General features: G+C 59.0%; 23 protein-coding genes, 1 tRNA gene and 1 pseudogene. 11 read left to right on the top strand and 14 right to left on the bottom strand.

The window, feature by feature from the left end; genetic code table 11:
* Window positions 1–157 precede the first annotated feature (157 nt).
* The 8 genes from AEAC466_RS33095 to AEAC466_RS33065 all read left to right on the top strand — a co-directional run bounded on the left by AEAC466_RS33095 (window position 158) and on the right by AEAC466_RS33065 (window position 8,824).
* Complete coding sequence (locus AEAC466_RS33095; protein WP_023458126.1) at window positions 158–433, top strand: metal-sensitive transcriptional regulator; 276 nt, start codon at window positions 158–160, stop codon at window positions 431–433.
* 9 nt (window positions 434–442) lie between these two features.
* Window positions 443–2,893: a copper-transporting P-type ATPase gene (locus tag AEAC466_RS33090; protein ID WP_081714606.1), complete on the top strand. Its 2,451-nt coding sequence runs from the start codon at window positions 443–445 to the stop codon at window positions 2,891–2,893.
* 115 nt (window positions 2,894–3,008) lie between these two features.
* Window positions 3,009–3,410 (top strand): hypothetical protein, encoded by a 402-nt coding sequence (locus AEAC466_RS33085; protein ID WP_155913605.1) that lies wholly within the window; start codon window positions 3,009–3,011, stop codon window positions 3,408–3,410.
* Window positions 3,411–3,518: 108 nt separating this feature from the next.
* The gene (locus AEAC466_RS0122370) at window positions 3,519–5,594 is read left to right on the top strand and encodes a copper resistance system multicopper oxidase (RefSeq protein ID WP_023458123.1); all 2,076 of its coding nucleotides are present in this window, start codon (window positions 3,519–3,521) and stop codon (window positions 5,592–5,594) included.
* On the top strand, window positions 5,584–6,336 hold the full coding sequence (locus AEAC466_RS33080; RefSeq protein ID WP_023458122.1) for a copper resistance protein B: 753 nt from the start codon (window positions 5,584–5,586) through the stop codon (window positions 6,334–6,336). The genes AEAC466_RS0122370 and AEAC466_RS33080 overlap by 11 nt, the downstream gene beginning before the upstream one ends.
* Window positions 6,337–6,363: 27 nt before the next feature.
* Window positions 6,364–6,729 (top strand): copper homeostasis periplasmic binding protein CopC, encoded by a 366-nt coding sequence (gene copC, locus AEAC466_RS33075; RefSeq protein WP_023458121.1) that lies wholly within the window; start codon window positions 6,364–6,366, stop codon window positions 6,727–6,729.
* 10 nt (window positions 6,730–6,739) lie between these two features.
* Window positions 6,740–7,663 carry a copper homeostasis membrane protein CopD gene (gene copD / locus AEAC466_RS33070; RefSeq protein WP_023458120.1) on the top strand — a complete coding sequence of 308 codons (924 nt, stop codon included), beginning with the start codon at window positions 6,740–6,742 and terminating at the stop codon, window positions 7,661–7,663.
* Between the two features lie 36 nt (window positions 7,664–7,699).
* Complete coding sequence (locus tag AEAC466_RS33065) at window positions 7,700–8,824, top strand: acyltransferase family protein (protein ID WP_023458119.1); 1,125 nt, start codon at window positions 7,700–7,702, stop codon at window positions 8,822–8,824.
* A gap of 340 nt (window positions 8,825–9,164) precedes the next feature.
* Here the strand turns inward: AEAC466_RS33065 and AEAC466_RS33060 are convergent, their stop codons facing one another.
* The 7 genes and pseudogenes from AEAC466_RS33060 to AEAC466_RS33045 form a co-directional block, all read right to left on the bottom strand.
* Window positions 9,165–10,922: an ATP-binding cassette domain-containing protein gene (locus AEAC466_RS33060; protein ID WP_081714613.1), complete on the bottom strand. Its 1,758-nt coding sequence runs from the start codon at window positions 10,920–10,922 to the stop codon at window positions 9,165–9,167.
* Complete coding sequence (locus tag AEAC466_RS43745; RefSeq protein ID WP_162148942.1) at window positions 10,894–11,604, bottom strand: DUF2285 domain-containing protein; 711 nt, start codon at window positions 11,602–11,604, stop codon at window positions 10,894–10,896. The genes AEAC466_RS33060 and AEAC466_RS43745 overlap by 29 nt, the downstream gene beginning before the upstream one ends.
* A 2-nt stretch (window positions 11,605–11,606) precedes the next feature.
* Window positions 11,607–11,705: pseudogene (locus AEAC466_RS45295) on the bottom strand (hypothetical protein); the annotation flags it as partial.
* Between the two features lie 124 nt (window positions 11,706–11,829).
* The gene (locus AEAC466_RS44445) at window positions 11,830–12,060 is read right to left on the bottom strand and encodes a hypothetical protein (RefSeq protein WP_155913602.1); all 231 of its coding nucleotides are present in this window, start codon (window positions 12,058–12,060) and stop codon (window positions 11,830–11,832) included.
* 13 nt (window positions 12,061–12,073) lie between these two features.
* A complete protein-coding gene (locus tag AEAC466_RS33055; RefSeq protein ID WP_023458115.1) occupies window positions 12,074–12,709 on the bottom strand; it encodes an acyl-homoserine-lactone synthase in 636 nt (211 codons plus the stop codon).
* A gap of 73 nt (window positions 12,710–12,782) precedes the next feature.
* Window positions 12,783–13,508 (bottom strand): helix-turn-helix transcriptional regulator, encoded by a 726-nt coding sequence (locus tag AEAC466_RS33050; RefSeq protein ID WP_023458114.1) that lies wholly within the window; start codon window positions 13,506–13,508, stop codon window positions 12,783–12,785.
* Window positions 13,509–13,638: 130 nt separating this feature from the next.
* Complete coding sequence (locus AEAC466_RS33045) at window positions 13,639–14,124, bottom strand: hypothetical protein (protein WP_155913600.1); 486 nt, start codon at window positions 14,122–14,124, stop codon at window positions 13,639–13,641.
* 200 nt (window positions 14,125–14,324) lie between these two features.
* On the opposite strand from AEAC466_RS33045, the gene AEAC466_RS44440 reads away from it, so the two are divergent.
* Complete coding sequence (locus tag AEAC466_RS44440) at window positions 14,325–14,480, top strand: hypothetical protein (RefSeq protein ID WP_155913598.1); 156 nt, start codon at window positions 14,325–14,327, stop codon at window positions 14,478–14,480.
* Between the two features lie 277 nt (window positions 14,481–14,757).
* Here AEAC466_RS44440 and AEAC466_RS0122355 read toward each other — a convergent pair whose 3' ends face one another.
* The 5 genes from AEAC466_RS0122355 to AEAC466_RS33025 all read right to left on the bottom strand — a co-directional run bounded on the left by AEAC466_RS0122355 (window position 14,758) and on the right by AEAC466_RS33025 (window position 21,050).
* Window positions 14,758–15,972, bottom strand: a complete 1,215-nt coding sequence (locus AEAC466_RS0122355) for a tyrosine-type recombinase/integrase (RefSeq protein ID WP_031238699.1) — start codon at window positions 15,970–15,972, stop codon at window positions 14,758–14,760.
* Window positions 15,973–16,133: 161 nt separating this feature from the next.
* Window positions 16,134–16,209, bottom strand: a tRNA-Lys gene (locus AEAC466_RS33040).
* Between the two features lie 261 nt (window positions 16,210–16,470).
* Window positions 16,471–19,362, bottom strand: a complete 2,892-nt coding sequence (locus AEAC466_RS33035; protein WP_023458112.1) for a TonB-dependent receptor — start codon at window positions 19,360–19,362, stop codon at window positions 16,471–16,473.
* Between the two features lie 103 nt (window positions 19,363–19,465).
* Entirely contained in the window at window positions 19,466–20,437 is a 972-nt protein-coding gene (locus tag AEAC466_RS33030; protein WP_023458111.1) for a FecR family protein, read from the bottom strand.
* A complete protein-coding gene (locus AEAC466_RS33025) occupies window positions 20,424–21,050 on the bottom strand; it encodes an RNA polymerase sigma factor (RefSeq protein WP_023458110.1) in 627 nt (208 codons plus the stop codon). Before AEAC466_RS33025 ends, AEAC466_RS33030 begins: the two co-directional genes overlap by 14 nt.
* A 330-nt stretch (window positions 21,051–21,380) precedes the next feature.
* Here AEAC466_RS33025 and AEAC466_RS33020 point away from each other — a divergent pair, with 330 nt between their 5' ends.
* Complete coding sequence (locus tag AEAC466_RS33020) at window positions 21,381–21,656, top strand: hypothetical protein (RefSeq protein WP_023458109.1); 276 nt, start codon at window positions 21,381–21,383, stop codon at window positions 21,654–21,656.
* A gap of 54 nt (window positions 21,657–21,710) precedes the next feature.
* A complete protein-coding gene (locus tag AEAC466_RS33015) occupies window positions 21,711–22,397 on the top strand; it encodes a DUF6445 family protein (RefSeq protein ID WP_031238696.1) in 687 nt (228 codons plus the stop codon).
* A 30-nt stretch (window positions 22,398–22,427) separates the two neighbouring features.
* Here AEAC466_RS33015 and AEAC466_RS33010 read toward each other — a convergent pair whose 3' ends face one another.
* Both AEAC466_RS33010 and AEAC466_RS33005 read right to left on the bottom strand, forming a co-directional pair.
* Entirely contained in the window at window positions 22,428–24,281 is a 1,854-nt protein-coding gene (locus AEAC466_RS33010) for a family 43 glycosylhydrolase (RefSeq protein WP_023458107.1), read from the bottom strand.
* Window positions 24,281–26,569 carry a glycoside hydrolase family 3 N-terminal domain-containing protein gene (locus tag AEAC466_RS33005; protein ID WP_023458106.1) on the bottom strand — a complete coding sequence of 763 codons (2,289 nt, stop codon included), beginning with the start codon at window positions 26,567–26,569 and terminating at the stop codon, window positions 24,281–24,283. Before AEAC466_RS33005 ends, AEAC466_RS33010 begins: the two co-directional genes overlap by 1 nt.
* Window position 26,570 lies beyond the last annotated feature (1 nt).

The raw sequence follows: 26,570 nt of genomic DNA, 5'->3' as shown, positions 1-26,570 counted from the left end.
ATAAAAGCCACCTTCCATCGCCCGGTTATGTAGGTACATTTGGCATCGTTTGACGAATAGCGATCAAACAACCTTGCACATTGTTTATTGACGATCCGATCTTGTAATATACCCCTGACGGGTATATATACCCCTATAGGGTATAACTGAGGTCGCAATGTCGGAACATCCATCACACTCTGAACAGCTTCCGCGTCTTAATCGTGCCGCAGGCCAGCTTGAAGGCATCAAACGCATGATCGGCGAAGGCCAGTATTGCGTCGATATTCTTACCCAGCTTCGGGCCGTGCGTAGCGCCATCAAGACCATAGAGTTGAGCGTCCTCGAAACGCACATGAAATCCTGCCTCGCCAAGTCTTGCGCCTGCGGTGACGACGCGACGCGCGACAAACAACTCACCGAAATAATGGTCCTTCTCAAGAAGTACGAATAGGAGGCGACAATGTCGCACGAAGACATAACCGGCTCCAAGTCTGAAGCCGGCAAGGCGTCCTGCCGCCAGAATGCTAAGTCCGACACGGGGGTGGCGTCTCAGACGACAGAGCTTGTGGCGGGTTCAAAGACCTATACCTGCTCTATGCACCCCGAGGTCAGGCAAGAGGGGCCGGGATCATGCCCGATATGCCATATGCCCCTCGTGCCCGTTGAACGCGACGCGCAGACCGCAACCACAACACCTGCGGCGTCGTGCTGTCACAAGGCGCCGGAAACCGTTGCGGCTAATCAGCAAGCACCTCAAGCTCACGAACACTGTCACCATCATGACAAGACCGAGCCCGGACAGTCCCTTGTGCCGAAGGCAGGCGAGACCGTTATCTTTACGTGTCCCATGCACCCACAAATCCGCCAGGAAGGTCCAGGCTCTTGCCCCATCTGCGGCATGGCGTTGGAACCCGAGGTCATAACGCTCGACGAGCCAGAAAATCATGAGTTGAAGGACATGTCGCGCCGCCTGTGGATCGCGACAGCCTTAAGTATTCCCGTCGCCGTCCTCGCTATGGGCACGCACTTCGGCTTGTCGCGATATGTTCCTGAAACTGTATCGCTCTGGATTCAAATGATCCTGGCAACGCCGGTGGCGTTGGGATGCGGCTGGCCGTTCCTGGTTCGCGGTTGGGACTCGCTGAAGACGCTTCATTTGAACATGTTCACCCTGATTGCGCTCGGCGTCCTGGTCGCCTGGGCCTATTCCGTTGTGGCCGTCCTGGTGCCGGGTCTATTTCCGCATCCGATGGGGATGGGGCCGGAAGTCTATTTCGAGGCTGCCGCCGTCATCACCGCGCTTGTGCTCGTTGGTCAGGTTCTTGAATTGAAGGCACGCGCGCAAACAGGCAATGCGATCCGTGCCTTGCTGAAGTTGGCGCCGGCGACCGCTCACAGGTTGAACGGGCAAGACGAAGAAACCGTTCCGTTGGAACAGATCCATGTCGGTGATCTTTTGCGCGTCAGACCCGGTGAGAAGCTTCCGACGGACGGTGAACTTACCGAAGGCTCAAGCCATGTCGATGAATCGATGCTGACCGGCGAAGCCATGCCCGCCACCAAAGGGCCTGGAGACAAGGTCACAGGTGCCACGGTCAACCAATCCGGGAGCTTTGTCATGAAAGCCACGCGCGTTGGCAATGATACCCTGTTGGCACAGATCGTCGCTCGTGTCGGCCAGGCCCAGCGTTCTCGCGCTCCGATACAGCGCGTCGCCGATACCGTCTCGGGTTACTTTGTCCCGGCCGTCATCGCCGTCTCTTTGGTGACATTTGCCGTCTGGATGTTTTGGGGCCCAGAGCCTAAACTCGGCTACGCCATTCTCAATGCTATTGCCGTGCTGATCATTGCCTGCCCCTGTGCTCTTGGACTTGCCACCCCCATGTCGATCATGGCGGGCACGGGCCGGGCAGCCAAGGAAGGCGTCCTTGTGCGTGACGCCGCTGTTCTGGAAGCGTTTGAAGGGGTCGATACACTGGTCTTCGACAAAACGGGTACACTTACCGAGGGCCGGCCGAAACTGATCGATGTCAAAACAATCGACGGCTTCGATGCCGACAGGCTTTTGTCACTCGCGGCCTCTCTTGAAGCGGTCAGTGAGCATCCTATCGCCGACGCCATCGTCAAGGGCGCAAAGGACAAAGGTGTTGCTACCTTTGCCGTCAAGGACTTCCAAGCGCCATCGGGAAAGGGCGTAACAGGACGCATCGATGGGGCCGCAGTGATGCTCGGAAATGCCTCACTTATCAGCGAGGATGGTGTATTGGTCGCCCTTGCCCAACCCTATCGTGACAAGGGGCAGACTGCCATTTATGCCTCGATCGATGGTAAGTCCGTCGGAATTATCGTCGTTGCCGATCCCATCAAGGCATCGACCGTCGCGGCGCTGAAGGCGTTGAAAGGCGAGAACTTGCGTCTTGTCATGCTGACCGGCGACAACGCGGTCACGGCGAAGGCCGTCGCCAAGGACTTAGGGATCGACGAGGTCGAGGCCGATGTGTTGCCTAGTGGCAAGGCCGACGTCATCGAACGCCTGATCAAGGAAGGCCGCAAAGTCGCAATGGCCGGAGATGGCGTTAATGATGCGCCTGCGCTGGCAGCCGCAACCGTCGGCATTGCTATGGGCAATGGAACCGACATCGCCATGGAAAGTGCCGGTATCACCCTTATCAAAGGTGATCTTGGTGGCATTGTACGGGCACGAGCCTTGAGCCGGGCCGTCATGCGGAATATCAAACAGAATCTGGTCTTCGCCTTCGCCTACAATCTGATCGGCGTGCCGATCGCCGCTGGCGTCCTATATCCGGCGTTTGGCCTGCTCCTTTCGCCGATTATCGCATCAGCCGCCATGGCGTTCAGCTCGGTTTCGGTTATCGGCAATAGCCTTCGGATCAGAAGCGTGAAGCTATGAGTATCGGCGGGATAGATTATTCGGTGCTTCAAACGCGCTTGCAATAGATACCCCATAGGGGTATGTAGAGGGTTAGACATTTCATTTTAACAATAATCGCGTTATCTGGCGTTTCATGACCAAGGTTTGGACAAGACTGCTGATGGGACTGGTGTTCGTCTTCGTGACGATTACCTCGCCTTTGCATGCTCAGGCCATGGCAGCCAATACGCAGCAACACGCGCAACCGGCTGCTGAAGTCTCAATGCCGGGCATGAGTGCGGAATGCGCCAAGGCCATGGCGGCGCAAACTGCCAAGGACATTCCCTCAAAGAGCAAGCCCGCCGGCCACATGGGTGGCGGTTGCTGCTCGAATGGATGCAGTTGCCCTTTGAGCCATTGTCCAGCCACGCCATCGCTGCTGACCGATTTAATCCCGGCCGTTTTCCATATGGAAGAGTTAGTCGTGGATCGGCAGAGCGCATATGCCCTGCCCTCGTATCTTGCCGATACGCTTAAACGACCTCCCCGAGCCTGATCCTGCAATCTTAGACGCCCTGTGACGCGCTCTTTGGCGCGTGGCATTCCCAAGCTTGCTTGCGCCAATCTGACGCCTGCAAGCGTGTCTTCTTCCAGGATAAATACTATGAAACACCTGCTTTCGCTGGTGTTCGGTTTGCTGGCTTTGGCGTTACCGCCGACGCTGGTTCAAGCCGAAACCCCGACTCACATTCAAGAATATAGCCTGACCATCGCACGCCAGATGGTCGAGGTCGCGGGCAAGCCCCGCAGCAAGATCACCGTCAACGGCACCATACCCGGTCCCGTCCTTCACTTCACGGAGGGCGATGACGCTGTCATCCACGTCACCAACACCATGAAGGAGGATACCTCCATCCACTGGCATGGCATGCTGGTGCCCGGTTCCCAGGACGGCGTTCCGGGCTTCAATGGCTTCGACGGTATCCGCCCTGGCGAGACTTTCACGTACCGGTTCCATATCAAACAATCCGGCACCTACTGGTATCATGCCCATTCCATGGGTCAGGAGCAGGACGGCCTGTTTTCAGGCATCGTCATCGACCCGGCGCCCGGATCGCAAGATGCGACCCAGGACGTGAAGTCCGACCGTGACTACACCGTCATTCTATCCGACGAAAGCCTTGAGGATTCCAAGACAATCCAGGCGCACCTGAAAGCCTCTTCCGACTACTACCAATATCATCGACGCACCGTTGGCGACTTCTTATCCGATGTCGGCAAGATGGGCCTTGGCAAGGCGGTGAAGGCGGCCGGTCAGTGGGGCAAGATGAATATGATGCCCACCGACCTGGCCGACGTCGAAGGCTACACTTTCATGGTCAATGGTAGGAGCCCTGATCAAAACTGGACCGGGATCTTCAAACCCGGTGAAAAGGTACGCCTGCGATTTATCAATGCCGCCAGTATGACGATCTATGACGTTCGTATCCCTGGCTTGAAAATGACGGTCATCGCCGCCGACGGCCAGCCCATTGAACCAGTCGAGGTCGACGAGTTCCGTTTCGGCAACGCTGAAACCTACGATGTCATCGTCGAGCCGCAAGACGACAAGGCCTACACCATCGCCGCCGAACCTATCGACCGAACTGGCTTCGCCCTTGGTACTCTGGCGCCACGCGAAGGCATGAAGGGGGAAGTGCCTGCTCAGCGGCCGCGCGCCATCCTGACCATGTCCGACATGAATATGAACATGATGATGATGGACGATCCGAAGATGGACATGTCGTCCATGGATGGACCGAGTGGCTGGGCGGACGCCCACGCGCCCGAAGGCACGAAAATACTCAGCTACAACGACCTGATCTATCGCGATACTCAGCCCGACGTTCGCGAACCGACACGTGACATCGCGGTACACCTCGACGGCAATATGGAACGCTACATCTGGACCATGAACGGAAAGACGTTCGATCCGACGATCGGCATCCACGTCGCATATAACGAACGTGTCCGCCTGACCCTGATCAACGACAGCATGATGGCGCACCCTATCCACCTTCATGGCATGTTCGTTCAGTTGGAAAACGGCCAGTCACTCGACAAGTTGCCGAACAAACACACGGTCATTGTGCCCCCTGGCCAAACCCTGTCGGTCATCCTGACCGCCGACGCCGAAGGTACATGGGCGTTTCATTGCCACCTGATGTACCACATGCTCTCCGGCATGATGACGGATCTCGTCGTTGAAAAGCCGGGCGCGTCTCCTCCCGCAGCCATGCCGATGCAGTCAGGCGATATGAAAGGCATGAGCAACATGCCCGGTATGGACATGGGCACGGCGTCCAATCCAGGTCTGCCTAGTGACATGAAGGGCACGGATATGTCCCAACCGGCCACACCTGGCGCCAAATCCGACGACATGAGCGGAATGAACATGGGGACCATGGATATGGGCAAAAAAGACGGTACTGCGCCCTCAACTCCTCCGATGGTAATGACCGCGCCTGACGCCAAGCCAACGGTATCCGCACCGAAAGCCACGGGGGCAATGTCCGGACTGGACATGGACAAGACACCGGCGGCCAAGGTCCCTGCCAAGAAGAAGGCACCCGCCACCAAGAAGAAAGCCGCGCCGAAATCCAAGCCCGCCCCGATGAAAATGGATGGCATGAACATGGGCGGCATGGATATGAGCGGGTCCTCCGCCAGCAGCAGCAAGGAGTCTTCCCATGCGCACTAACCTCAAAACGCTCGTTCTCATGGCGTTTGGTGTGGGGTTTATCGCCAATGCCACATATGCCGATGAGCCCGCCGCCCTGAACGCCATGGCCAATATGCATAAACCTGGCATCTATCACATGTTCACTCTGGAGACCGAACTTTCCAGGAAGAACGGCCTTGATACAGGCGCGTGGGATTTCGACGGCTGGGCGGGTGGCGACACAAATCGTCTATGGCTGAAAAGCGAAGGCGAGATCACCGACGGCAAGACCGACAAGGCCGAACTGTGGGCACTCTACGGCCGGCACGTCGCAACCTATTGGGATGCCCAGGTCGGGGTAAGGACGGATTTGAAGCCAGACGTCCCAGGTGGCAAGGCCCATACCTTCCTCGCTGCCGGTTTGACGGGCATGGCGCCCTACTTCTTCGACACGGAAGCGCACCTCTTTCTACGCGACGATGGCGCTTTAAGCGGTCGTCTTCGCTACGAAAATCAATGGCTGATTACCCAACGCCTCATCATGAAGCCGCGTTTCGAAATGAACGTAAACAGCCGGAATGACGCGGTTGAGGGTCTCGGCACCGGTCTCACCGATGCCAGCATAGGCGTGCAAACGCGCTACGAAATCCGCCGTGAATTCGCGCCCTATGTGGATCTGACCTATCAGCAAAAATTCGGCAAGACCGCCGATTACGCCCGCATGCGTGGCGAAAAACCAACGGACACCCGGCTCAGCTTCGGCATCCGGTGGATGTTCTAAATCCTCCCAAACCCCAAGGAGACTATCATGAAAAAGCTCAACCTGTTCCTCGCTTCCGCTACACTGATGGCCGCAGCGTTCGTAGCCAATGTGGCGGACGCTCACGCGAAGCTGCAAAGCGCCATGCCGGCGGCCAGTTCGACGGTGGCGTCGCCGAAATCGATCATGCTGCACTTCAACGAAAAGTTGGCGCCGAAGCTCTCCGGCTTTGACGTCACAATGGCTGACGGCATGAAGGTCGATGTCGCGCCCGCTGTGGATTCCAGCGGCATGATGCTGACCGCACCCGTCAAAGGCAAGCTGATGGCCGGCACTTACAAAGTCTCCTGGCACGCGGTCACGACCGACGACGGTCACCGCGTAACCGGCGAATACAGCTTCACCGTAAAATAGGAAGACCAATATGTGGGCGGCAAGCATCGCGAGATTTTTGCAATACGCAGGGGCTACCGGCCTGTTCGGCGCGGCCCTGTTCTATCTCATGCTTCTTCCGCCTGACGGCAATACTTCGGCCGGCGCATTGCGCTGGCCGAAGCCACTTCTCGTTGCCAGCAGTCTGCTCCTTTTTTTAGGTGCCTTGCTGTCACTGGCAGCCCAGGCCGCCACGATGAACGGTATCTCGCTCGATAAACTCGATATGCCGTCCGTGTCCGTTGTCTTGACTGACACCCAGTGGGGTCATGCCATCGCCGCGCGAATTGCCTTAAGTTTCGTGACGCTATTGACCGTAGTGCTCATAAAACCCTCCCTCCGTTTGTGGCAGGCGACCTGCCTGCTTGGGACGGTTCTGCTCGCAAGTTTTGCCTGGACCGGCCACGGCGCATCAACCGAGGGCGCGGGCGGCGCCGTTCATCTGATTGCCGATATCGCGCACATGATTGCCGCAGGCGTGTGGCTGGGTGCGCTCTTCGCGTTTCTGGCCTTGCTGTGCCTGCCAAAAACTCAGGATCTCGAACAGCAAACCACACTGTTTAATGCCCTCAAGGACTTCTCCGGCGTCGGCTCTGCCCTTGTCGCCGTGCTTGTCGTTTCCGGCCTGATCAACAGCTACTTTCTCATAGGCCTGGATCATATCGGGCAGGTCTTCCAGTCGCCTTACGGCGTCTTGCTTAGTCTTAAGCTTGTGGTTTTCTCAGGGATGCTGGTTCTCGCCGGACTGAACCGGTTCCGGTTAACGCCCGCTCTGGAAAAATCCATCCCAGCGGGTGACACGGCTTACGCGATCGCCGCGCTCCGCCACAGTCTCATTCTTGAAACATTGGCCGGCCTTTCTGTCCTCGCCCTGGTGGCCGCCTTGGGCATGATGGAACCACCGATCGCTCTTTAAAATCCCACATCTACATAAGGTCTACAGGGGCCAGATATGACGCATCACAATGACACTTCCATAGCCAGGCCGCAGGATCTGCGGCCGCTCACCAGCCTGCGCTTCTTTGCCGCCATGTGGGTCGTCGCCTTTCACTTCTGGCCAAACCTGCAACCCATGCGACCGGACTTCGTCGCCAAAGGTTACCTCGGCGTTGAGCTGTTCTTCGTGCTTTCGGGATTTATTCTCAGCCACGTCTATCTCGAAAGCTTCAAGGCGAAGCGCTTCGGCTACCGCGACTTCATCTGGGCGCGCCTGGCTCGCATCTATCCCATGCACGTGGCGATCATCGCAGGCCTCGGCTTGTTGATCGGCGCATTGGCTTTGGCCGGCATCCATGCCGGCGACAAGCTCATTATCTGGTCGTCCTTGCCCGCGCACCTCACACTTACACAAGCCTGGGGTTTGGCGCCGCACGGCGGCTGGAACCATCCCTCCTGGTCGATCTCGGCCGAATGGTTCGCCTATCTGACCTTCCCCGCCTTCGCGACAGTTGCGGTCGCCCTTTGGGCCAGGCCTTTCGTGGCTGTCGGACTTGCCGTCGTTCTTCTCGGCACGCTCTACACGGTATTTCAGTTGTTCGCAGGATTTCCGCTCACCGAGGCCACCATGTTCTGGGGCGCGCTTCGCATTGTGCCTTGTTTCGCGCTCGGCTGCGCGATGTGGCTCGTTTGGCGCTCAAGGAGGATTTCATCCGTTCAAATAACCTTAGTGATGGCCGCAGTCGGACTGGTTGGCTTGATTGCGACCGTCCTGCTTCACGGCCCCGATCTGGTCTCGGTCCTGTTCTGCGCCATCCTAATCCTCGGACTGGGTCTGGCGGCTCGCGCGGGCTCGTCGGTTCTTTCGCAAGGTTGGCTGGTATACCTCGGCGAGGTCAGCTTCGCCATCTACATGATCTGCATCCCCTGGCAGTTGGTCTATGTCGAAGGCCTGCAAAGGGTGGCACACGTCAATCCGGATGCGATGCCAGTTTGGTTATGGGCTGGACTGGTCTCGGGCGTCATTCCGGCGGCGATGGTCCTGCATCACCTCGTCGAACTACCGGCACGACACTATATGCGTCTGCTGAAGTTTTCCAAGTACCGGCCGCCCTCAGCTCTGCATACACCTATAGATTGACGGTGAGCTCCCCATCCCGGAGATGGCCCAAAGCATATTATTCTCATGCGGCAATCTAATCCAAGCCTAGTCCATGGACTTCAAAATGATTGCCGAACCGCGCGTCGGATAGGCTTGGGATAACAAAATGCCATTGCGGCGGCAAAGGGCTTGTCAGCGTCCTGGATTGGTCGAAAAATACCGCCTATTTGGTGAAGGAATTTGCCAACATCGAGATAACTGCCGTGCCAACACCTTTCGCATCTGAATACCCATCGGTCGGCTGCTGGCAATACCGATGTCGCTACGGCGACATTCGCCCAAATGCGTGGCATATCCGAAGTCATTTTGGCTTGACCAGCTAACCCCTTGTCTTCTCCCACAATCTGACATAGGCCGCCGAATCCTGCATCAGTGTCTCGTGCGTTCCGCTCCGCATGAGCGTTCCGTTTTTCATGAAGAGAACCTGATCGGCTATCTCAGCAAGGCCTTTACGATGGGTGATCAGGATCAAGGTTGTCGCCGCGCCGTATCCTTCGCGAAGGGTGCGTATAATGTCGGCTTCACTGACGGGGTCGAGCGCTGATGTGGATTCGTCAAGAATGATCGCCGGAACCTTGACCCGGGCGATGCGCGCTAACTCCAGTTTCTGAATTTGCCCGCCCGACAGCCTCTCGCCCTGTTCGCCCACCACGGCTGTGAAATCGATGTCGCGTGCGGGATCGAAGAAACGCCACTCGGCTAGCAGGCGTGCAATGTCAGCTTCGGTTTGGCCTGATGGCGGATAAAGCGCATTCGCCAGGAGGGTGCGATTCAGCAAAGTCACAGACTGGGGCACGTAGAGCAGGAAACGGTAGCGCTGGTCGCGGGGGATTGATCGCAAAGGCACTCCACTGATGACGACGTCGCCGGATGTGGGCTCCAGCAGTCCCGCCATCACTTGGGCCAGGGTCGACTTGCCTGACCCATTTGGCCCGACGATGACATTGAATGAGCCGGGTTCCAGTGTCGCGCTGACATCCTGAAGCCCAGGCAAACCCAGACCGTAACTGAACGCGACGTTGCGCAGTACCAGTTCCGCCGCACCTTCCGGAGGGGTGATGAGAATATCGGCCGCCTGCCCTTCCCGTCCCATATCCAGCACGTCCCGGACGGTAATAAGAGCGATCGCGGCTTGGCTGATCACAAAGCCAAAGCCGCTGAGCGGCAGCACCAGACGGAAACCATAGGCCTGCAACAGAACGAACTCACCAATTGTCATGCGCCCGGCCAATACATCGTAGGCCCCTAGTGTCAGCAGGCACGCCAATCCCAATCCGGCGGTGCCATACTGCAAAAGCGCCATGATGAGCTGTGAGGTGAGCATGCGTCGGAACGCTTGCCGTTTCCCCTCGAACCGTTCGGAGATGAGCTGCCGCTCGGCGGGCAGCGCGCCGTTGAGCACAACACGACGGGCATTGCGCAGGACATCCCCCATGGTTTCCGACAGTTGCCCCGCGGTGGCACTGGCCTCTAAGCTGACCGTGTTTTGCCTGACCGCGCCAAACCAGGCAGATAGGGCGAAACCTGCCAGCGTCAGAGCCAGAATAACAACATAGAGCGGCTTTAGGATGCTCAGGATAATGGCCAGACTGATCAGGACTTGTACTATGGTCGGCGCAATCTGCCAGATCAGGCCTTCCACGATCACCTGAAGACTGAAGGGCAATCTTTCCATCGCACCGAGCAGTCGCCCGCTGTCGCTATCTCTGTTGCCGACCAGTGACGGCATGACCGAAGCCAAGGCCTCGTCCACAATGACGGCGTTCAGCCTGTTGAGCATGTTCTGGGAGAAGCATTGGCGCCAGGCTTGAAGCACGCCGCCGCCTAACCAACTCAGAATGAACGCGACCACCAGGCCGCAGGCCAACGCTGTGGACACATGCCCCTGCCCCATACCATCCAGCAACATTTTGAGCGCAAGTGGCCCGCCGGTGGCCAATCCGATAGCGGCCGCCTCCAGCGCCAGACTCGCGCCGAGGTCAGCCCTAAGACCCGTCGCACGGTCCACCATCGCCGCGGCCAGGGTCGCTATGACGTGCGTTTGCCCCTTACTGGAGAAGTGTCTTATAATCGCCATCGACCATTTTCCTTCCATACCGGAGCAAACGTTGAATGCGACCCTTCAGAAAGGTCGAGCCACCCTTCCATTCCTCACGCACGAATTGCTCGGTGAACAAGACGCAGGCGATCTCTCTGTGCGAAGCGCCCGCGACCATGCCGTCGTAAGCCTGAAGGGCGACCGCCCATTTTGGTGCCCGCCGCTCGGGCGGAAACAGGCTATTCGGAAACCGGCCAAGGCGACGGAAGGCGCCCAGACGCAGGACCGTCAGCGCCTTGGCTTCACTGCCCTTGAAGAGACCGATGTCACACCGCAATCGCACGGGCCCATTTGATAGCGTGCCGGAACAGACCTGCAGTTCAATCTGATGGATGCCGTCATCCAGAACCAGAAACTCAGCCCCCAGTTTGTCCATAGCCAGATCGGACATGTCCGCATATTGGGCGATATCGAACGCTTCAGGATCAGATGGGGGTATCGGTTCGGCATGTACTGCAATTACCGCCGGATCGTACTCCGGTAGCCAGAACAGCCGTCGTATTGGATCGCCATCGCCGCGCATTTCCGTATGAACCCATACCCCACCTAAAAATGGCGGCACAAGTTCTCGACGAGGACAATCGATCCATTGCGCTGAGACCATTCGGTCAACTCCGTATTTCGGGCTGATTGTTGAAATGTCGGGTTGCGATTGAGCCATAGCCATGCCCAGGTGCGGCGATCGCTTTGCAGGTATCGCGTATAATTGGCGGCGTTGGTCCAATCACCGCCTTGATGTGCTCGACTTATACTCTGGCCCATTTCCGGTACTCCAAGCGGGCGTTCTGCCCGCTGTACTGAGGCTGCAAGTCGTTCAGGGAAGCCCCTTATTCAGCACCTCTAAGGCGCTCACAGCTACCTATGCTTTGGCCGCAAACGCGGCCACTTACTCAGGCTTGGTCGCCGAACCATTCGTTTGGTCCGGTACGTCCAAGGCGGCCTTGCTGTTCTCGCGATCGAGATACAACGTTAGGCATTTGACGAGAATATCGTCGAGGTCGTTGGCCAGTTCCTGAATACCTTCACGGCGCAGGTCCTCGCGCAACAGGCTCATGGCATCAATGGTCCGAGAAAGGCTGGCATCGAGGCTGTGTCCATTTCCAGGGGGTAACGTCACGTTCCCGGTTCGCCTACGCGACATGCGCGCGTCGTTCGGCGGCGTGGTTGAAAAGAACCGATGACAGCCCGGTGGCCCTTTTGACGCGCTGCCATTGCGCTTTCGATATCGAGATGGAAGCGGCCTGAATTTTAGTGTGGCCGCCGACCCGCTGCACTGGCCCCAGTCGATCAAGCACAACGCCTGATCTCTCGAAAACCGACCGGAGGATCATCGTTGGCATCAACCCAATAATTCGGTCGATATCCCTGGCCATTCCGAACTCAATATTGGCAGCCACGAGCGCATGGCATATGGCCTGGCGCTTCTCGGCCGGCAGACGATGATCAATACAGAAACGTGTGCTCTCCCACACGTTATCATCAGAACGGAAAACTGTGGCGTCATCGACCAAGTGGGAAAAATGATCGGCCAGCATACAGCCATAACGCACGGGTGTAAGCCGACTTACACCCAAAACATGCCGACCATCATCTGAGTAAACGAGATAGACGGCGGCGATATGGTCATAAGCATCGAACTCAAGTCCGTCTATCGATTTGACTTGATAATTTTGTCGATCAATAAACTCACGGTGCCTAAGCTGGTGCTGACCAATAAACAGATCGTGGTTATAGGAGATGTCTTTGTAGCTGACGACTCTAATCATCTGATTACTCCGTTATGCGGTGTAACCAGATGAACAGAGAAATTAACCAAATAAAATCCAGCATTCGCGTGGCTTAAAGGTCAATCAGCCCCATTTTTTGAGCGGATATGACGGCTGCGGTGCGATTCCGGACCTTTAGTTTGCGGAAGATGCTGCGGAGATGCGAATCGATTGTGCTGGGTTTGATGCCCAACATTTCGGCAATTTGGGAATCGGTGAGGCTCATCACGATACCTTCGAGCACCTGACATTCTCTGTCCGATAGGATGGCAGACTTCGGTACAGTCCGCTCAGGCGCGACCATGGTGCGGAAAACGTCGAAGAACTGATTGCAATAGGCGACGATCAGGTCGAGCGGTGGCAACTCTTTGACAACAGGCGCGGACGTCGCCAGCGCTATCCCCGCCACCTGGGACATAGGGCCCTTGAACGGAATACCCACGCCATTGTGTAGACCGGCTTTCTGGGCATCTCGTAGAAATCTTCGCTGTCGTGCCGTAAGCGGCAAGATCCGATCTAGTTCACTCCAATAGAAAGGCCTGAACGTACTTGTCGCGCACCGCGCGACTGGGTCGATGCGTCGGCAATCATTCGCTTCGTAATACTGACGCCAGGCACTCGGGTAGGTATTGATGCGGCCGAATCCCCAATGAACGCTTGAGATGTCGTAGGCGGCAATGACTGAGAAGTTGATGAGATCGAAGCCTAGGCTGCGCATAGCTTCGATAAAGGTTTCAAAGAGCGCATCCACTGACTTTGCGCGTCGGGACGCTGTAATGAAGTTTAGAAATGCAGGCATAATTACCTCTCAATTGGCGTTTTTCGCCACGCAACTCTATGCGTGGAGGGTAAATTTACACCACACTCAACCGGAGAACATATTTCAATTTACTTACACTTTGAATTGATTCAACTTTGTTATGAATTTGTCACACTTGGTTTCCTCGGGCTTCACGTCCGCCACGATAGTGAAGATCTGTGATCGCTTCACGCATCCGTATGAGAGCATGATCTCGTTCGGCCTCAATGACGCCGCCGATCTCATAGGCATAGCGCTTCACGTCACCATCTACTTCGATAAAAGACGTCATCATCTTATGGATATAGTCTATCAAAAACTCGTAATCATGCGATGGCATGGGCATTTCGAAATATGCCATCATCATTTCTTTGATCTGAGCCAGCGTTAATTGTCTCGACTTGAACTGTGCAAGCGGTAAAGACAGCTCCTCGCCAAGAGCCCTGTCGCACATAATTGGCCGGGGCAACATCTCAATAACGCGACGAGGTACGCCGCACCAGGCCAGTGCTGCTTTGGCGCGTTGCAGTCGCGCACTTGCAAATAAACGCGCCCGGTAGTGAGGCTGGCAGGCCGTCAGGGCCATGGCATATAAGAGCGCGGCGCCGTCGTTCATCGAAGACACCAACTCAGTCCTTTTCATACCGACACCCATTTCCATAATTCGGTGCAACAGGTCATCACACTTCCGGCTCATAAAATATCCAGCAAACGCGGGAGGTCCGGGCGGAACCATGAGAATTATGGGTTGGTATGTGGGGTTTTCCTACTTAGGGCGCTCTTTACATTTGGTCGAACTACAATGGAGAGCGGCAAATGACACATAAAAAAGGAACGGACATATTGGTCATCTGGAAAATTCACCCCGGCGACGCCGCCGAGTTGGCAGGATTGAAGACGCTTGCTCGCTTGCTGGGACGGCAAATGGCACGAGAATATCTCAACTCGACCGCCGGTCATCCCAAACCTTGATGCCCGAGGATCCCGCGGGTCAGTTGCCCCCCGTGCCAAGCACCTCAAATTAGGTCAGTTTGGCAAAGGGTGATTGGATGGCCGAAGCCACTGCAAAATAGGTTCAGCGGCGGCGAAACGCAGGCTTTTAGATTGATGCTGTCCCGAACGCGCCGCTTGGGCCGTTAGTGAGCGGGGTGATATGACGACGGGCCAGATTTGACATCTGGCCTCTCAACTGAAAGACGCCACGCGAAAGGTTGCTTGGCAACCCACTGCTCGGTGCGATTACTTCGTATCAGGCGAAAATTTTCAGCGAAACTGTGTTTCCATCCCTTAGCCCGTCGAGATAATCGGACCACCATTGAGCCATCCGGACGCGTTCATCCCAATGTGCGCCACGATGGTAAATGGCCCTGACCTTGTCTTGGCCTTTGTGTGCTAGAGATCGCTCGATAGCATCTGGCGACCATTTGCCCGACTCGTTCAGCAAGGTGCTCGCTGTGCTGCGAAACCCGTGAGCGGTCATCTCGTCGCCAGAGTACCCCAGCCGCCTCAGCGCCACATTGATAGTGTTTTCGCTAATCGGCCTCAGCCCTGTCCTGATAGACGGAAACACGTACTTGCTATGCGATGCGATGGCTTTCGCCTCTTCCAAAATCGCTAGCGCCTGGCGGGACAAAGGTACGACGTGTTCCCGACGCATTTTCATCTTCTCTTCGGGTATTCGCCAGACTTTAGCCTCCCAATCGATCTCGGTCCATTCCATATGCCGGAGTTCACCCGGGCGCACGAACAGGTGTGGCGTCAGGCGAAGGGCCAGGGTCGTCACCATGTATTTGTTGAAAGTCTCTATGGATCTCAGCAGATCGCCCAGAACGGCAGGATCAATAATGGCAGCCAAGTGCTTCTTCTTGACCTTCACTAGGCCATCAGCAAGATCGGCTGCCGGATTGTAGCGCGCTCGTCCGGTGATAATCGCATATCGGTAGACGCGGGCGATAAATGCTCTCAACCGCTTGGCGGTTTCATATACGCCACGACGCTCGAACTTCTTGAGGATAGCAAGAACCTCGACCGGCTCGACTTCACCCATGGGACGGCTGCCCAGTTCCTTGTCCAGTTGTTTGAGACATCGGTCGTTACGGACCTTCGTCGCACTGGCGATACCTTCCAGTTCCAGTTTCTCCAGGAACTCTCGCGCAACTTTGCCGAAGGTGTTGCCAGCGGCGATCGCCGCGGCCACCTCTCGCCGTTTCTTTTCGGCGGCGGGGTCAATCTTATCGTAAAGGAGCTTTTTCGCTGCATCCCGGCGCTCCCGCGCCTCACGAAGAGACATCATGGGGTATGGTCCAAACGAAAGGACCTTCTCCTGATGGTTAAAATGATACTTCATCCGCCAGAGCTTACTGCCGGAGGTGGCTACCACAAGGAACAGCCCGTCTGTATCGTAGAGCTTGTAGGATTTGTCTCGTGGCTTTGCCGTGCGGATCGTGCTGTCTGATAGGGTCATTGGGGTACCGAGTCTGAGGGACTTTGGGGTATTCCCAGGTCGATACCCCAAAATACCCCGGACGGGGGTGGATTGGGGTGGATGTCGCCGGATGAATACCGGCCTAACATACCATATTTAAAGGGTTTTTTCAATTCCAGCGGACGCTGGCGGAAGGAGATTGGTGGGTGGGCACGGACTCGAACCGTGGACCCGCTGATTAAGAGTCAGCTGCTCTACCAACTGAGCTACACACCCGAACCAACTTCGTATCCGGCCGGGCTTGGTAACCCCGGCGGTGAGGCGCGGAACATAGCCAAATTCTGACCGGTTTCAAGCCAAAAATGCGCTTTATCCAAGTTTTTTACTCAAGCTCTCGCAAACCCTTATGTAGAAACGGTTTGGGCGCCCCGCTCATGGGCTCCCCCGCTCTGTGGACCGCCCGTCCGACCGTTTGGCGCAAACAAAAAAGGCCGGAACCCGAAGGTCCCGGCCGAAAAGACATCCCGAAAACGGAAATCAGTATTTGAATGTCAGGTCGAGCAGGTAGCGCTTACCGTAGAGGTCATAGCGCCCCAGACGCGTCGGCTGGTTGTCGCTATAGGTGCGCAGCGGTGTGTCGAGCAGGTTGTTCGCCTGGAACCGCACCTGGATACGCGGATTGACCTGATAGCTGACGCTGAGGTCCATCGTCGTTTCCGGGCGCACACGGATAAGCTGGGAATCGTCCCACCCGTAGATAGCCGTATATTCCGAATGGTATTTGGTGCCCAGGCGGGCATCGACGCCATGGTTGGAATACCATAAGTCGAGCGTCGCCGTATCGCGGGCCAGACCGTTAAGCGGCAGCCCCGCCGTCATCTCCTTCAGGTTGGAATCGACATAGGCGTAGTTGGAATAGATGCCAAACGCGTCCAACCCGACAAAGGCGAACGACGATTGATAGGTCAGTTCGACGCCGTCGATCCGCCCGCCCTTCGTTGAATTGACCGGCGATGTCAGGGTGTAGGCGTTGCCGTTGATGGTTTCCTGACGCGAGGCATAACCGACGAAGTGGCTGACATCCTTATGATAGGCGCTGACCGCCGCCAGGGCGTCCTTGCCGAAATAGTATTCATAGCTGACGTCGATCTGGTTGGCTTCGAACGGCCGCAGATACGGATTGCCCGACGAGCCCGTATAGGGCGCGGTGGAGGATATCTGGCGCGTGATGATCATGTCATTGAGCGGCGGGCGCGAAATGACCTTGGCCGCCGACAGTTTCAGGTAGCGTCCCTCGCCGAAATCGAAGCGCGCCGTCGCCGACGGCAGGACCTTGGTGTAGCTGGTGCCGCCGGTGACCGGCGTGGTGACCATCTGCTGCACCCAGACGCCGCCGCCCGGCGGTGTTTCGACCCAGTCGCCTGCCACAGTCGATGTGCCGGCCGAATCCGCCTTCACGTCAACGACGCGCACACCGACATTGCCGTCCACCGGCACGCCGGCGAAGGTGGTGGCGTAGGTGCCTTCGACATAGGCCTCAGACACCCGCTCCTTCACCGTGTCGGTGATCGGCGTCGTCTTGGGGTCGATGTCGAACGACGTGCCGTAGATCGTCCGGGCCAGCGCGCCAAAATCGCCGGTCAGGATGGTGGGCACGTTGAAATTCTTGAATTGATAGGCCGTCAGCATACTGGCCGGAACCGTGCCGATGATCGGGGTGACGGTGCCGGTCTTTTGGCCCAGTTCCTTGGTGCGTTCCGATGTCCGTGCACCGAACAGCAGGCTCTTGAACGGACCGCCGTCGAAATGACGTTCGGCATCGATATGCAGCGCGGTTAGTTCGTCGGTGACGGCGCCAAGCGTCGTCTGGCCGGTCGCCGTCGTCTGGGCATTGGATTGCGGCGCCGAAGAAACGGTGATCACCGGTTTGCCGGTGAAATCGTAGCTCATCTGGTTGGGCCAGTACTGGAATTCGTTGGCGGCCCATAGATTATGCCGTTCGGCCTTCGAATAGGAGGCGTCGGCGCTGACCGTCCAGCGTTCCGAGGTCCAGCGGCCATTCAGGCCCTGAACGATCAGGGTCTTGTCTTCGGTGTAACGCGCCACCACCGACTTGTCGCCGGCCCAGGTGACGGTCGCGGCCACCACGTCGCCATTGACGATGGTCGGCTGCTTGCCCGATGCCGCAGCACCATCGACATAGTTGGTGTAATTGCCGCCGTCCCAATTGCCCCAGACGCCGTCGCCGTACCAGGCCTGATCCTGCAACTCATTGATCTTGATATCGGAATAGAGCAGGTCGTAACCGAGCTGGAAATTCTCGCTCGGGCGATATTGCAGGCCGAGCGAGGCCCCGACCCGCGTTTCCTTGAGGCGTTTGGCTTCGGCCTGCGCCCCCCACGGGGTGTTGTATTTCGTCGTCGGCTGGCTGGCCAGAACGGGCCCGTTGTCGGCGCCGGAATTGTAGCCCCAGCCCTGAACCGACTCATAGCCGTTCTTCTGGACCTGAGAGGTCAGCCCCAGTACGGCGGCGAATTGGTCGGAGAACTTATGGACGAAGGAGGCCGAGGCGCGATAGCCCGTGCCGTCATAGCCCGGAAACGCCGAACCGCCGTCATAATAGACCGGACCGGCGCGCACAACGACGGACGGCCCCTTGTAGTCCAGCGGGCGAATGGTTTGCAGATCGACCGTACCGGAAATGCCGCCCGAAATCAGCCGGGCTTCCGACGACTTATAGACCGACGCCCCGGCGATGACTTCCGACGGATAGACTTCCCAACGCACATTGCGGTCCGGTTCGGACGACGCGACTTCGCGGCCATTGACCGTGCCCAGCACCATACGCGCACCGAGCCCACGGATCGAGGCCTGGCTGTCATTGCCGCGATCGCGAGCGGCCATGACGCCGGGCAGGCGGTTCAGGGTTTCGGCGATGGTGACGTCCGGCAAGGCGCCGATGTCCTTCGACGACACGGCTTCGACAATGCCGGTGGCGCGGCGTTTAACGTCAAGCGCGTCGCGCAACGATTTGCGCATGCCGACGACGACCACTTCCTGGGGGTCGGCGGCGGCCTCAGCGGCGGCGGGCGTGGCGGCGGCTTCGGCGGTGTCGGCCCGGACGATGACGGCGGAGGCACCATCACTCGTCTTTATGCTTAGGCCCGTACCCGCGACCAGCGACTTCAGCGCGGCATCGGTGGTCAGCGCGCCCGAAACGGCATTGGTGCGCACCCCTTCCAGATCGGAAGCCGTGGCCAGGATCTGAAGACCCGATTGCCTGACGAAGGTCGGAATGGCGGTGGCGGCGTCTTGCGCCGGAATATTGAAGGTGCGGGTGGCCTGAGCGGCCGCGGGCTGAGCGACCATGACGACCGCCGCAACCGTACCCATAAGGGCAGCGCGCAGGCCTGAATTCCAGTATGTCATAAGATATGTTCCCTGAATCTTGTGTTTGCGAGAGGCTTCGTCTCCCCTTCTGCAAACCAAGATGTGCGGGCACGAAATTTCCGCCGAATTGTACGATAAACTTTCAGGATGCGGCGGCGGCTGTACCAATTATGATACGGTCGTCGCCTATGGACACCGGCACATTGAGCGCGCCGTGCACCGCGCGGGCAAAGGTATCGGGCTGATCGACATGAAATCCGCCGACAAGGGTTTCGCCGCCGATCGCGGGGTCGGCAATGACGATTTGCCGGGCATTATAGCGGTTGAATTCGGCCACCGCCTCGCGCAGGGTTTCCGAATTGAGCACGATTTCACGCGTCCGCCACGCCAGTCGACGTTCGACGTCATCCGGCCGGAAGGTCACGGCGACGGTTTGCGGTGTTTCCGGCATGAAGGCTTCGTGTCCGGCGGTCAGGGTGACACGCCGATCCGTATCATGCACCGTCCAGGTTTCAACCGTACCTTCGGTGACCAGCACATCGGCGCCCCCGGCACGACGGCGAACGCTGAACGCCGTCCCCACGGCGCGCACGCGGATATCGCCCGCCGACACCACGAACGGCACCTCCGGATTCTTGGCGACCTCGAACCAGACTTCCCCTTTGACTAGGGCGACGTGGCGCAGGCGCGAGCTCATGTCCACCTCGATGCGGCTATCGGTATTGACGGCCGCGACCGACCGGTCCTGCAACGGCACGCTGCGCAGTTCGCCCAGGCTGGTGGCGATGCTTAGGCGGTCTTTCAGCGCAAACCCGATGGCGACAGCCCCCGCCACGCTGGCGGCCATGCCCGCGCCCATGGCGTAACGCCGTGTCATCGCTGACCGGGCTGTGCGCACCGTGCGATCCAGCGCCTGTTGCGCTTTTTCGGGATCGCCGTGCGCCATCACCTCGGCGCGGTCCAGCATCGTCCAGGCCGCCTCGGCGCGCAGATAGGCGCCCTGATGACGCGGGTCGGCGGCGTACCAGGCGTCGAACGCCACCCGGTCCTCTGCGCTTGCGTCACCATTCAGACGCGCCACCCATCGTGCTGCGTCTTCGTCAATCCGCGACATATAACCTCTCGCCGCCCCGCTTATCGTCGCCTGGCTGTTGCGACAGTTTGGGCTTAAGCGCCTTAACCACGGACGCGCCACTGTCCGCCATCTGGCGCAGGATGAGGCTAAGCCCCTTGGCCGTTTCCTTTTCGACGATGTTTTCACTGATCGACATGGCGCGGGCGGTTTCCGCCTGGGACAGGCCGTGCACCTTGCGCAATTCGAATACGCGCCGGCACCGTTCGGGCAAGGCCTCGATCAGGCCCAGCACGCGCGTCAGCTCAGCCCGCGCCCCGGCGGCGGCTTCCGGGCTGGCGCCCATATCGGCAATGCCCAGTTCATCAAGATTCTGCACCGTCACGATCGACACCACGCGGTTGCGGCGAACCTGCTCCAAAAGGACATTACGCGCCGACCGGAACAGATAGGCGCGCGGGTCTTCGATATGCTCGAACCGTTCCAGCCGGAGCAGGCGGCAATAGACATCCTGAACGATATCGTCGAGTTCATGCGCTTTCACACCCAGTCGCAACAGCCATTGCCGCAGGTCCGCCTCGTGCGGCAATATCTGCGTACCGACAAAATTCAGAAGCGCGCGCCGCGCCTCACTGTTATGTACGATGCCTGCCATCGATTTTTCCGCCGCTCCCCAAGACTCTTTTCTGCGTGTTCCACGTCTTTTTATCGGGCGAACGCGATTGGCGAGGCCCGATGCCGTCATATCATAGATTTTGCGATATTGTACTACAATTCAAAGAGCCGTGTTCTGCTTCCGGTTTTGCGCGTGACCTGTGGCCCACCCACCACAGACCACGACCGGGAGGCGTGTGATGAACTTGCGATTCACGACCCGCTCCCCATCGCAAATTTATCTGCCCACTCCTACACATTGCTGGGATGGCTGTTGAAATGCCGACCCGCCCGCATTAAAACCTCGTGAAAACAAATTCTTAGGTGGCGAATGGAACTGAACAGCGAAATAGATGTCGTCATGCGCCGCCTGCAACAGGGGATAACGGACAGCGATATGGTCCATACGGCGCTGAAGCAGGTCATCCGCGCCTGGTGCGGCGGCGCGGGACGCGACGACCTGGCCAGAATGGATGCCTATATCGATGACCTCTTCGCTGCGCCGGTATCGAAGGCCCGCGCCGTTGAGGTCGCGACACTCATAAAAACGCGGGCGGCCACCCTGCACCGCAGTCCCCGCGCCGATACGGACATTCACTGGCTGTGATGGCTTTCCATGCGTGGCGCGATCGGCCATAGTCCGGCCAAACGGGACCTGTGCATGAAACCGCAATTGCTGACCTTCGGCCATGATGACAGCCGCGTCGTCGTCATCGACGGCTTCAGCCAGATGACCGGTCATATCCGTGCCCTGGCCGCGGCCCTCGCTCCGTTTCCGCCGGCCACGACATACTATCCCGGCCTGCGGCGCCTCATCACCCCGGACGACACGGCCGCCTATGCCTATGCAGAGCGCCTGCTGGAAGACGCGGCCCCCTTTATCGGCGGCGCCTTCGATGTCGATGCGTTCGATTGGCTGGAGACGAGCTTTTCCATGGTGACCCGGACCGCAGCCGAGCTCACCCCGCGTCAGCGCGCGCCCCATTTCGACGATACGGACCCGAACCATCTGGCCGTCCTGCATTATCTGAGCCCGACACCGGGCAGCGGCACGGCTTTTTTCCGCCACCGCGCCACCGGCATCGAACGGGTGACGGAAGACAACATGCCCGTCCTGCTCGACGCCATGAAGCGCGAACAGGCCGAAGCGCCCCAGGCCGGTTATATTCTGGGCTCAAACGCGTTTTTCGAGCAGATCGGCCAGGTCGATGCCGTGCCGGACCGCGTGACCATCTATCAGGGCAGCCTGCTCCATAGCGGCATCATCCCGTCCGATATGGTCCTGAGCGACGACCCCATGACCGGACGCCTGACCGCCAACCTGTTTGTGCGCGGGCGTACGCCTTAGTGCATTCGCCGCACACAGACACCGGCTGGCTTAGCGGATCTTCACCACAGGGCTCAGGGTCGATACGCCCGTTTCGTTGAAGGCTTCGACGGCGACATAGTAGCCGACGCCGACATTGAGCGCACGCAGGTCCAGCGCGTTCCCATGCTGGCGGCCGCCGAACTCCTTATCGTCGTCTTCGGCGAAGATCTGATAGGTCAGGGTCAGGCGATCCGGCCGGATACCCCAGCGAACATTGTACCCGACCGCCCCCTTCACCGGCTTCCAGGCGATATGGGCGTTGCGCTGATCGGTATCGCGCACCGCCTTCACGCCCGACGGCCGGGCGGGGGCCTGGCCCGCCGCATTGCCGAAAACGCGCAAGTCAGCGATGGCCAGGTTCGGTGCGCCGATATGGCCGTGAACGTAGCGGATATAGCGCGCCGTCACCGGGTGTTCGAGTTCGAAATAAGCGTTCGGCCGGTCACGGCGTGGCGCTTCGGTTTGCGCCACCTGGGTCCAGGTCTGCCCGTCGGAAGACGCCTCAAGCGTGAATTCGGTGTAGATGTCCGGGCTGTCGGCATAGAGGCCGGACTTGTAGTCGGCATAATTGACCTGGATCGCCCGCACCGTCTTTGGCCCGCCCAGATCGACGGTCAGGGTCTGGCCCGGTGTGTTGTCGGCGGCCAGCCAGAAGCTGCGCGGATTTTCGTCCGTGGCGTTCTTGGCCGAAAAATCCTGGCCTTCGACCGGCGCGTGCTGGGACGATACTGCTACCGGCTTGCGGTAGGACAGCAGCATCCAGCCGGTAAACAGACTGTCCGGATCATCGACCTTACCGGTCGGGACATAGTGCGGGAAATCGCCAAAGCGCGCCGACACCGCCATCTGGCCGTCGTCGTAGAACTTGGCCGGGAACATGGCGATACGGCGTTCGAACGTCCAGTTATAGCCAAGCCATGGCGTGCCCGTGTTCCAGTAATTGCCGTGCAGGTCCTTGAAGGTCGAGCCATGCCCCGCCCCTTCGACGAAGCCGCCGGGCTTATAGGCCACGGGGTTGTAATCGGCATAGGTGAAGGGCCCAAGCGGTTTGTCCGATACGTAGGTGCCGTTGGCATAGACATTGTATTCCGTGCCCGGCGCACCGTATTGCAGATAGTATTTGCCGTTGACCTTGGTCATCCACGCCCCTTCGCTGTAGGGGTTGATCGGCGTGCCGTTGGGCAGCGTGCCGGAATGGTCCTGACCGAAACGTTCCCAGCCGTGGTGTTCGGGGTCCATCCAGATGAAGCGGTTGGGCTTGCCCTTATAGGCGAAGGGTTGCGGCGTCATTTCGATGCCGTAGATGGGGTAGACATTGGACGATCCCCAGTACATGTACCATTTGCCGTCATCATCGATGAACAGGCCCGGATCCCATGGGCTGGGCTGAACCTGATCGGGGCCAAGATGGCTGTCGTCCGCGCCTTCACGCACCGCGGTCGGCACCGGCGGCGTGCGGCGCACCCAGAAGTCGAGCTTGCCCGACGCCGGATCGTCGCTTTTGAGCAGGCCGGTCTGGCGGGTATGCGACTGCATGATGTAAAGCGTCTTGCCGTCCGACACGAGCGCCGGCGCCACGATGCTTTCGAACGGCCAGCGGCTCGGGGTGATGAAGTCCCAGTGGATCAGGTCGGTCGAACGCCAATACCCGTCGGCCAGGGTCTGGAACATGTAATAGGCGCCGTCATGCGTCACCACCGCCGGGTCAGCACCGGTCCGGTAGGAAATGCCTTCGTTCATCTGTTCGAAATTGTAACGGTAATCGATATCGACCGGATTGGCGTAGGTTTTCTGCTCCGCGTGGGCCGGTGCGCTCATCGCCAGCAGCGAAACGGTGATCAGGGCAAGCGTCTTTTTCATCATCAGGCCTTCAGCAGCTTAAGACGGGCGGATGTGCCGGCGGAAGACGACGGGGCGATCCAGATATCGAACTCACCCGGTTCCGCCTGCCAGTTCATGGAGAGCCCGACAAACGCCAGGTCGGCGCGGGTCAGGGCAAAGGTGACGGTCTTGCTTTCGCCCGCCGCCAGATCGAGATGACGCACGCCTTTCAGCGAACGGATCGGCTGGGTCACCGAGGCGACGCGATCGCGGATATAGAGCTGGGCCACTTCATGCACGGGACGCGTGCCCGAATTGGCGATGGTGACGGACACCGTCACCTGACCGGCCCACGGCAGGCTGTCGGCGCTGAGCTGTGTTGGGCCATAGACGATACGGCCATAGGTCAGGCCGTGGCCGAAGGGATAGAGCGGCTCGAAGCTGGCGTCGCGGTAACGCGTACGATAATTGATATCGGTTTCCGACAGTTGCGGCCGCCCGGTGGCGCGGTGGTTGTAATAGAAGGGTTCCTGGCCCGACTTCTGCGGAAAGCTGCACGGCAGGCGGCCCGACGGACTGTGATCCCCGAACAGAAGGTCGGCAATTCCATTGCCGGCTTCCGAACCGAGGAACCAGGTGCACAGGATGGCCTGAGCGTTGCGGACGGCGCCTTCAAGCGCCAGCGCGCGGCCATGGCTCAGCACCACCACCACCGGCTTGCCGGTCGCCGCCACCGCTTCGGCCAGGGCTTGCTGCGCCGCAGGCACGGTGATTTCGGTGCGCGACTGGGCCTCACCCGACATTTCCTGGCCTTCGCCGATGCACAGCACCACGACGTCCGCCGCCTTGGCGGCAGCCACCGCCGCGTCGATACCGCCGGGGATGGGCGCATCGATGTCCGCGCCCCGGACCACGTTCAGATTGCCGTCACCGACAATGCCGCGCATGGCCATGGCCACGGTGATGTCCTTGCGCGTATCCGGGAAGACGACCCAATAGCCGTTGAGCTGGTTCAAATCGTCGGCCAGCGGCCCGATCAGGGCGATCTTCTGGCCGGTTTTCTTCAACGGCAGGACATCGCCGTCATTCTTCAGCAGGACGCAGGCGCGCCGGGCCGCTTCGCGCGCCAGGGCCAGGCTTTCCGGCAGGCGCAGTTGCGTTTGCTCGCGTTTGGCGTCGAGCGAGCGGTACGGGTTGTCGAACAGGCCGATCGCCTGCTTGACGCGCAAGACGCGGCGCACGGCCTCGTCGAGCACGGACATCGGCACTTCGCCGCTGCGGACCAGGTCGGGCAGGTATTTCATGTAGATACCCGATTGCATCGACATGTCGCACCCGGCCAGAATAGCCTTCTTGGCGGCGTCGCGGCCATCGGCGGCGAACCCGTGCAGGATCAGTTCTTCTTCGGAGGTGAAGTCGGATACGACAAAGCCTTTGAAGCCCATTTCCCCGCGCAGGATGTCGGTCAACAGACGCCGGTTGCCGGTCGACGGCACGCCGCCGATGTCATTGAACGACGACATGACGGACAAGGCCCCGGCGGTAATGCCCGCCTGGAACGACGGCAGATGGGTCTGACGCAGGGTCTGTTCGGTGATTTCGACGGTATTGTAGTCCATGCCGCCTTCGACGGCGCCATAGGCGGCGAAATGTTTCAGACAGGCCAGCAGGGAGGTTTCGGCCTTCAGGTCGTCGCCCTGGAAGCCCTTGACGCGCGCGGCGGCAAACTGACAGGCCAGCCACGTGTCTTCGCCGGCCGCTTCGGCCGTGCGGCCCCAGCGCTGGTCGCGCACCACATCGACGGCCGGGGAAAAGGTCCAGTGCAGGCCACACGCCGTGGCCTCCAGCGCGGCAACCCGGTTGGTGCGGCGCGACAATTCGGGATCGAAGCTGGCCGCCTCGGCCATCGGGATCGGGAAAACGGTCTTCATACCGTGAATGATGTCGGCGGCGAAGATGAGCGGAATGCCATGCGGCGAGGTTTCAACCGCGGCCTTTTGCAATTCGCGCCCCAAGGCCACGCCCATGCCGTTGAACAGGCCGGTGATCTTGCCCGCCGCAATATCGGCCAGCATCTGCGTCTTGGGCACACTGGCCACCGAGGGATTGAAGGTCGCCGCTTCGGTGCGCACCGGATCGCTGTACAGGCTCAGTTGTCCGGCCTTTTCCTCGACCGACATCTTGGCGATCAGGCCGTCGATAAAGGCATCCTTGGGAGCGGCAAAGGCAGGAGCGAAGCCCGAGGCCACACCGGCAATGGCCAGGCCGGACACGGCCCCGCCCAGAAAGCCACGGCGCGACACCCCGGCCTGTACGCGAGAATTTGACATA

Source organism: Asticcacaulis sp. AC466 (assembly GCF_000495815.1).
GTDB lineage: Bacteria > Pseudomonadota > Alphaproteobacteria > Caulobacterales > Caulobacteraceae > Asticcacaulis.
Note: the sequence above shows the minus strand (reverse complement) of the source record. Positions and strands in the feature narration are given on the sequence as shown.

Excerpts from the sequence above, each read along its gene's own strand:
- AEAC466_RS33060 (WP_081714613.1), bottom strand. The coding sequence starts at position 10,922 with ATGGCGATTATAAGACACTTCTCCAGTAAGGGGCAAACGCACGTCATA.
- AEAC466_RS43745 (WP_162148942.1), bottom strand. The coding sequence starts at position 11,604 with ATGGCTCAATCGCAACCCGACATTTCAACAATCAGCCCGAAATACGGA.
- AEAC466_RS33005 (WP_023458106.1), bottom strand. The coding sequence starts at position 26,569 with ATGTCAAATTCTCGCGTACAGGCCGGGGTGTCGCGCCGTGGCTTTCTG.
- AEAC466_RS33020 (WP_023458109.1), top strand. The coding sequence starts at position 21,381 with ATGGAACTGAACAGCGAAATAGATGTCGTCATGCGCCGCCTGCAACAG.
- AEAC466_RS33055 (WP_023458115.1), bottom strand. The coding sequence starts at position 12,709 with ATGATTAGAGTCGTCAGCTACAAAGACATCTCCTATAACCACGATCTG.
- AEAC466_RS33065 (WP_023458119.1), top strand. The coding sequence starts at position 7,700 with ATGACGCATCACAATGACACTTCCATAGCCAGGCCGCAGGATCTGCGG.
- AEAC466_RS44440 (WP_155913598.1), top strand. The coding sequence starts at position 14,325 with ATGACACATAAAAAAGGAACGGACATATTGGTCATCTGGAAAATTCAC.
- AEAC466_RS33045 (WP_155913600.1), bottom strand. The coding sequence starts at position 14,124 with ATGAACGACGGCGCCGCGCTCTTATATGCCATGGCCCTGACGGCCTGC.
- AEAC466_RS33035 (WP_023458112.1), bottom strand. The coding sequence starts at position 19,362 with ATGACATACTGGAATTCAGGCCTGCGCGCTGCCCTTATGGGTACGGTT.
- AEAC466_RS33010 (WP_023458107.1), bottom strand. The coding sequence starts at position 24,281 with ATGATGAAAAAGACGCTTGCCCTGATCACCGTTTCGCTGCTGGCGATG.
- AEAC466_RS0122355 (WP_031238699.1), bottom strand. The coding sequence starts at position 15,972 with ATGACCCTATCAGACAGCACGATCCGCACGGCAAAGCCACGAGACAAA.
- AEAC466_RS33095 (WP_023458126.1), top strand. The coding sequence starts at position 158 with ATGTCGGAACATCCATCACACTCTGAACAGCTTCCGCGTCTTAATCGT.
- AEAC466_RS33080 (WP_023458122.1), top strand. The coding sequence starts at position 5,584 with ATGCGCACTAACCTCAAAACGCTCGTTCTCATGGCGTTTGGTGTGGGG.
- AEAC466_RS33030 (WP_023458111.1), bottom strand. The coding sequence starts at position 20,437 with ATGTCGCGGATTGACGAAGACGCAGCACGATGGGTGGCGCGTCTGAAT.
- AEAC466_RS33090 (WP_081714606.1), top strand. The coding sequence starts at position 443 with ATGTCGCACGAAGACATAACCGGCTCCAAGTCTGAAGCCGGCAAGGCG.
- copD (WP_023458120.1), top strand. The coding sequence starts at position 6,740 with ATGTGGGCGGCAAGCATCGCGAGATTTTTGCAATACGCAGGGGCTACC.
- AEAC466_RS33015 (WP_031238696.1), top strand. The coding sequence starts at position 21,711 with ATGAAACCGCAATTGCTGACCTTCGGCCATGATGACAGCCGCGTCGTC.
- AEAC466_RS33025 (WP_023458110.1), bottom strand. The coding sequence starts at position 21,050 with ATGGCAGGCATCGTACATAACAGTGAGGCGCGGCGCGCGCTTCTGAAT.
- AEAC466_RS33085 (WP_155913605.1), top strand. The coding sequence starts at position 3,009 with ATGACCAAGGTTTGGACAAGACTGCTGATGGGACTGGTGTTCGTCTTC.
- copC (WP_023458121.1), top strand. The coding sequence starts at position 6,364 with ATGAAAAAGCTCAACCTGTTCCTCGCTTCCGCTACACTGATGGCCGCA.
- AEAC466_RS33050 (WP_023458114.1), bottom strand. The coding sequence starts at position 13,508 with ATGCCTGCATTTCTAAACTTCATTACAGCGTCCCGACGCGCAAAGTCA.
- AEAC466_RS0122370 (WP_023458123.1), top strand. The coding sequence starts at position 3,519 with ATGAAACACCTGCTTTCGCTGGTGTTCGGTTTGCTGGCTTTGGCGTTA.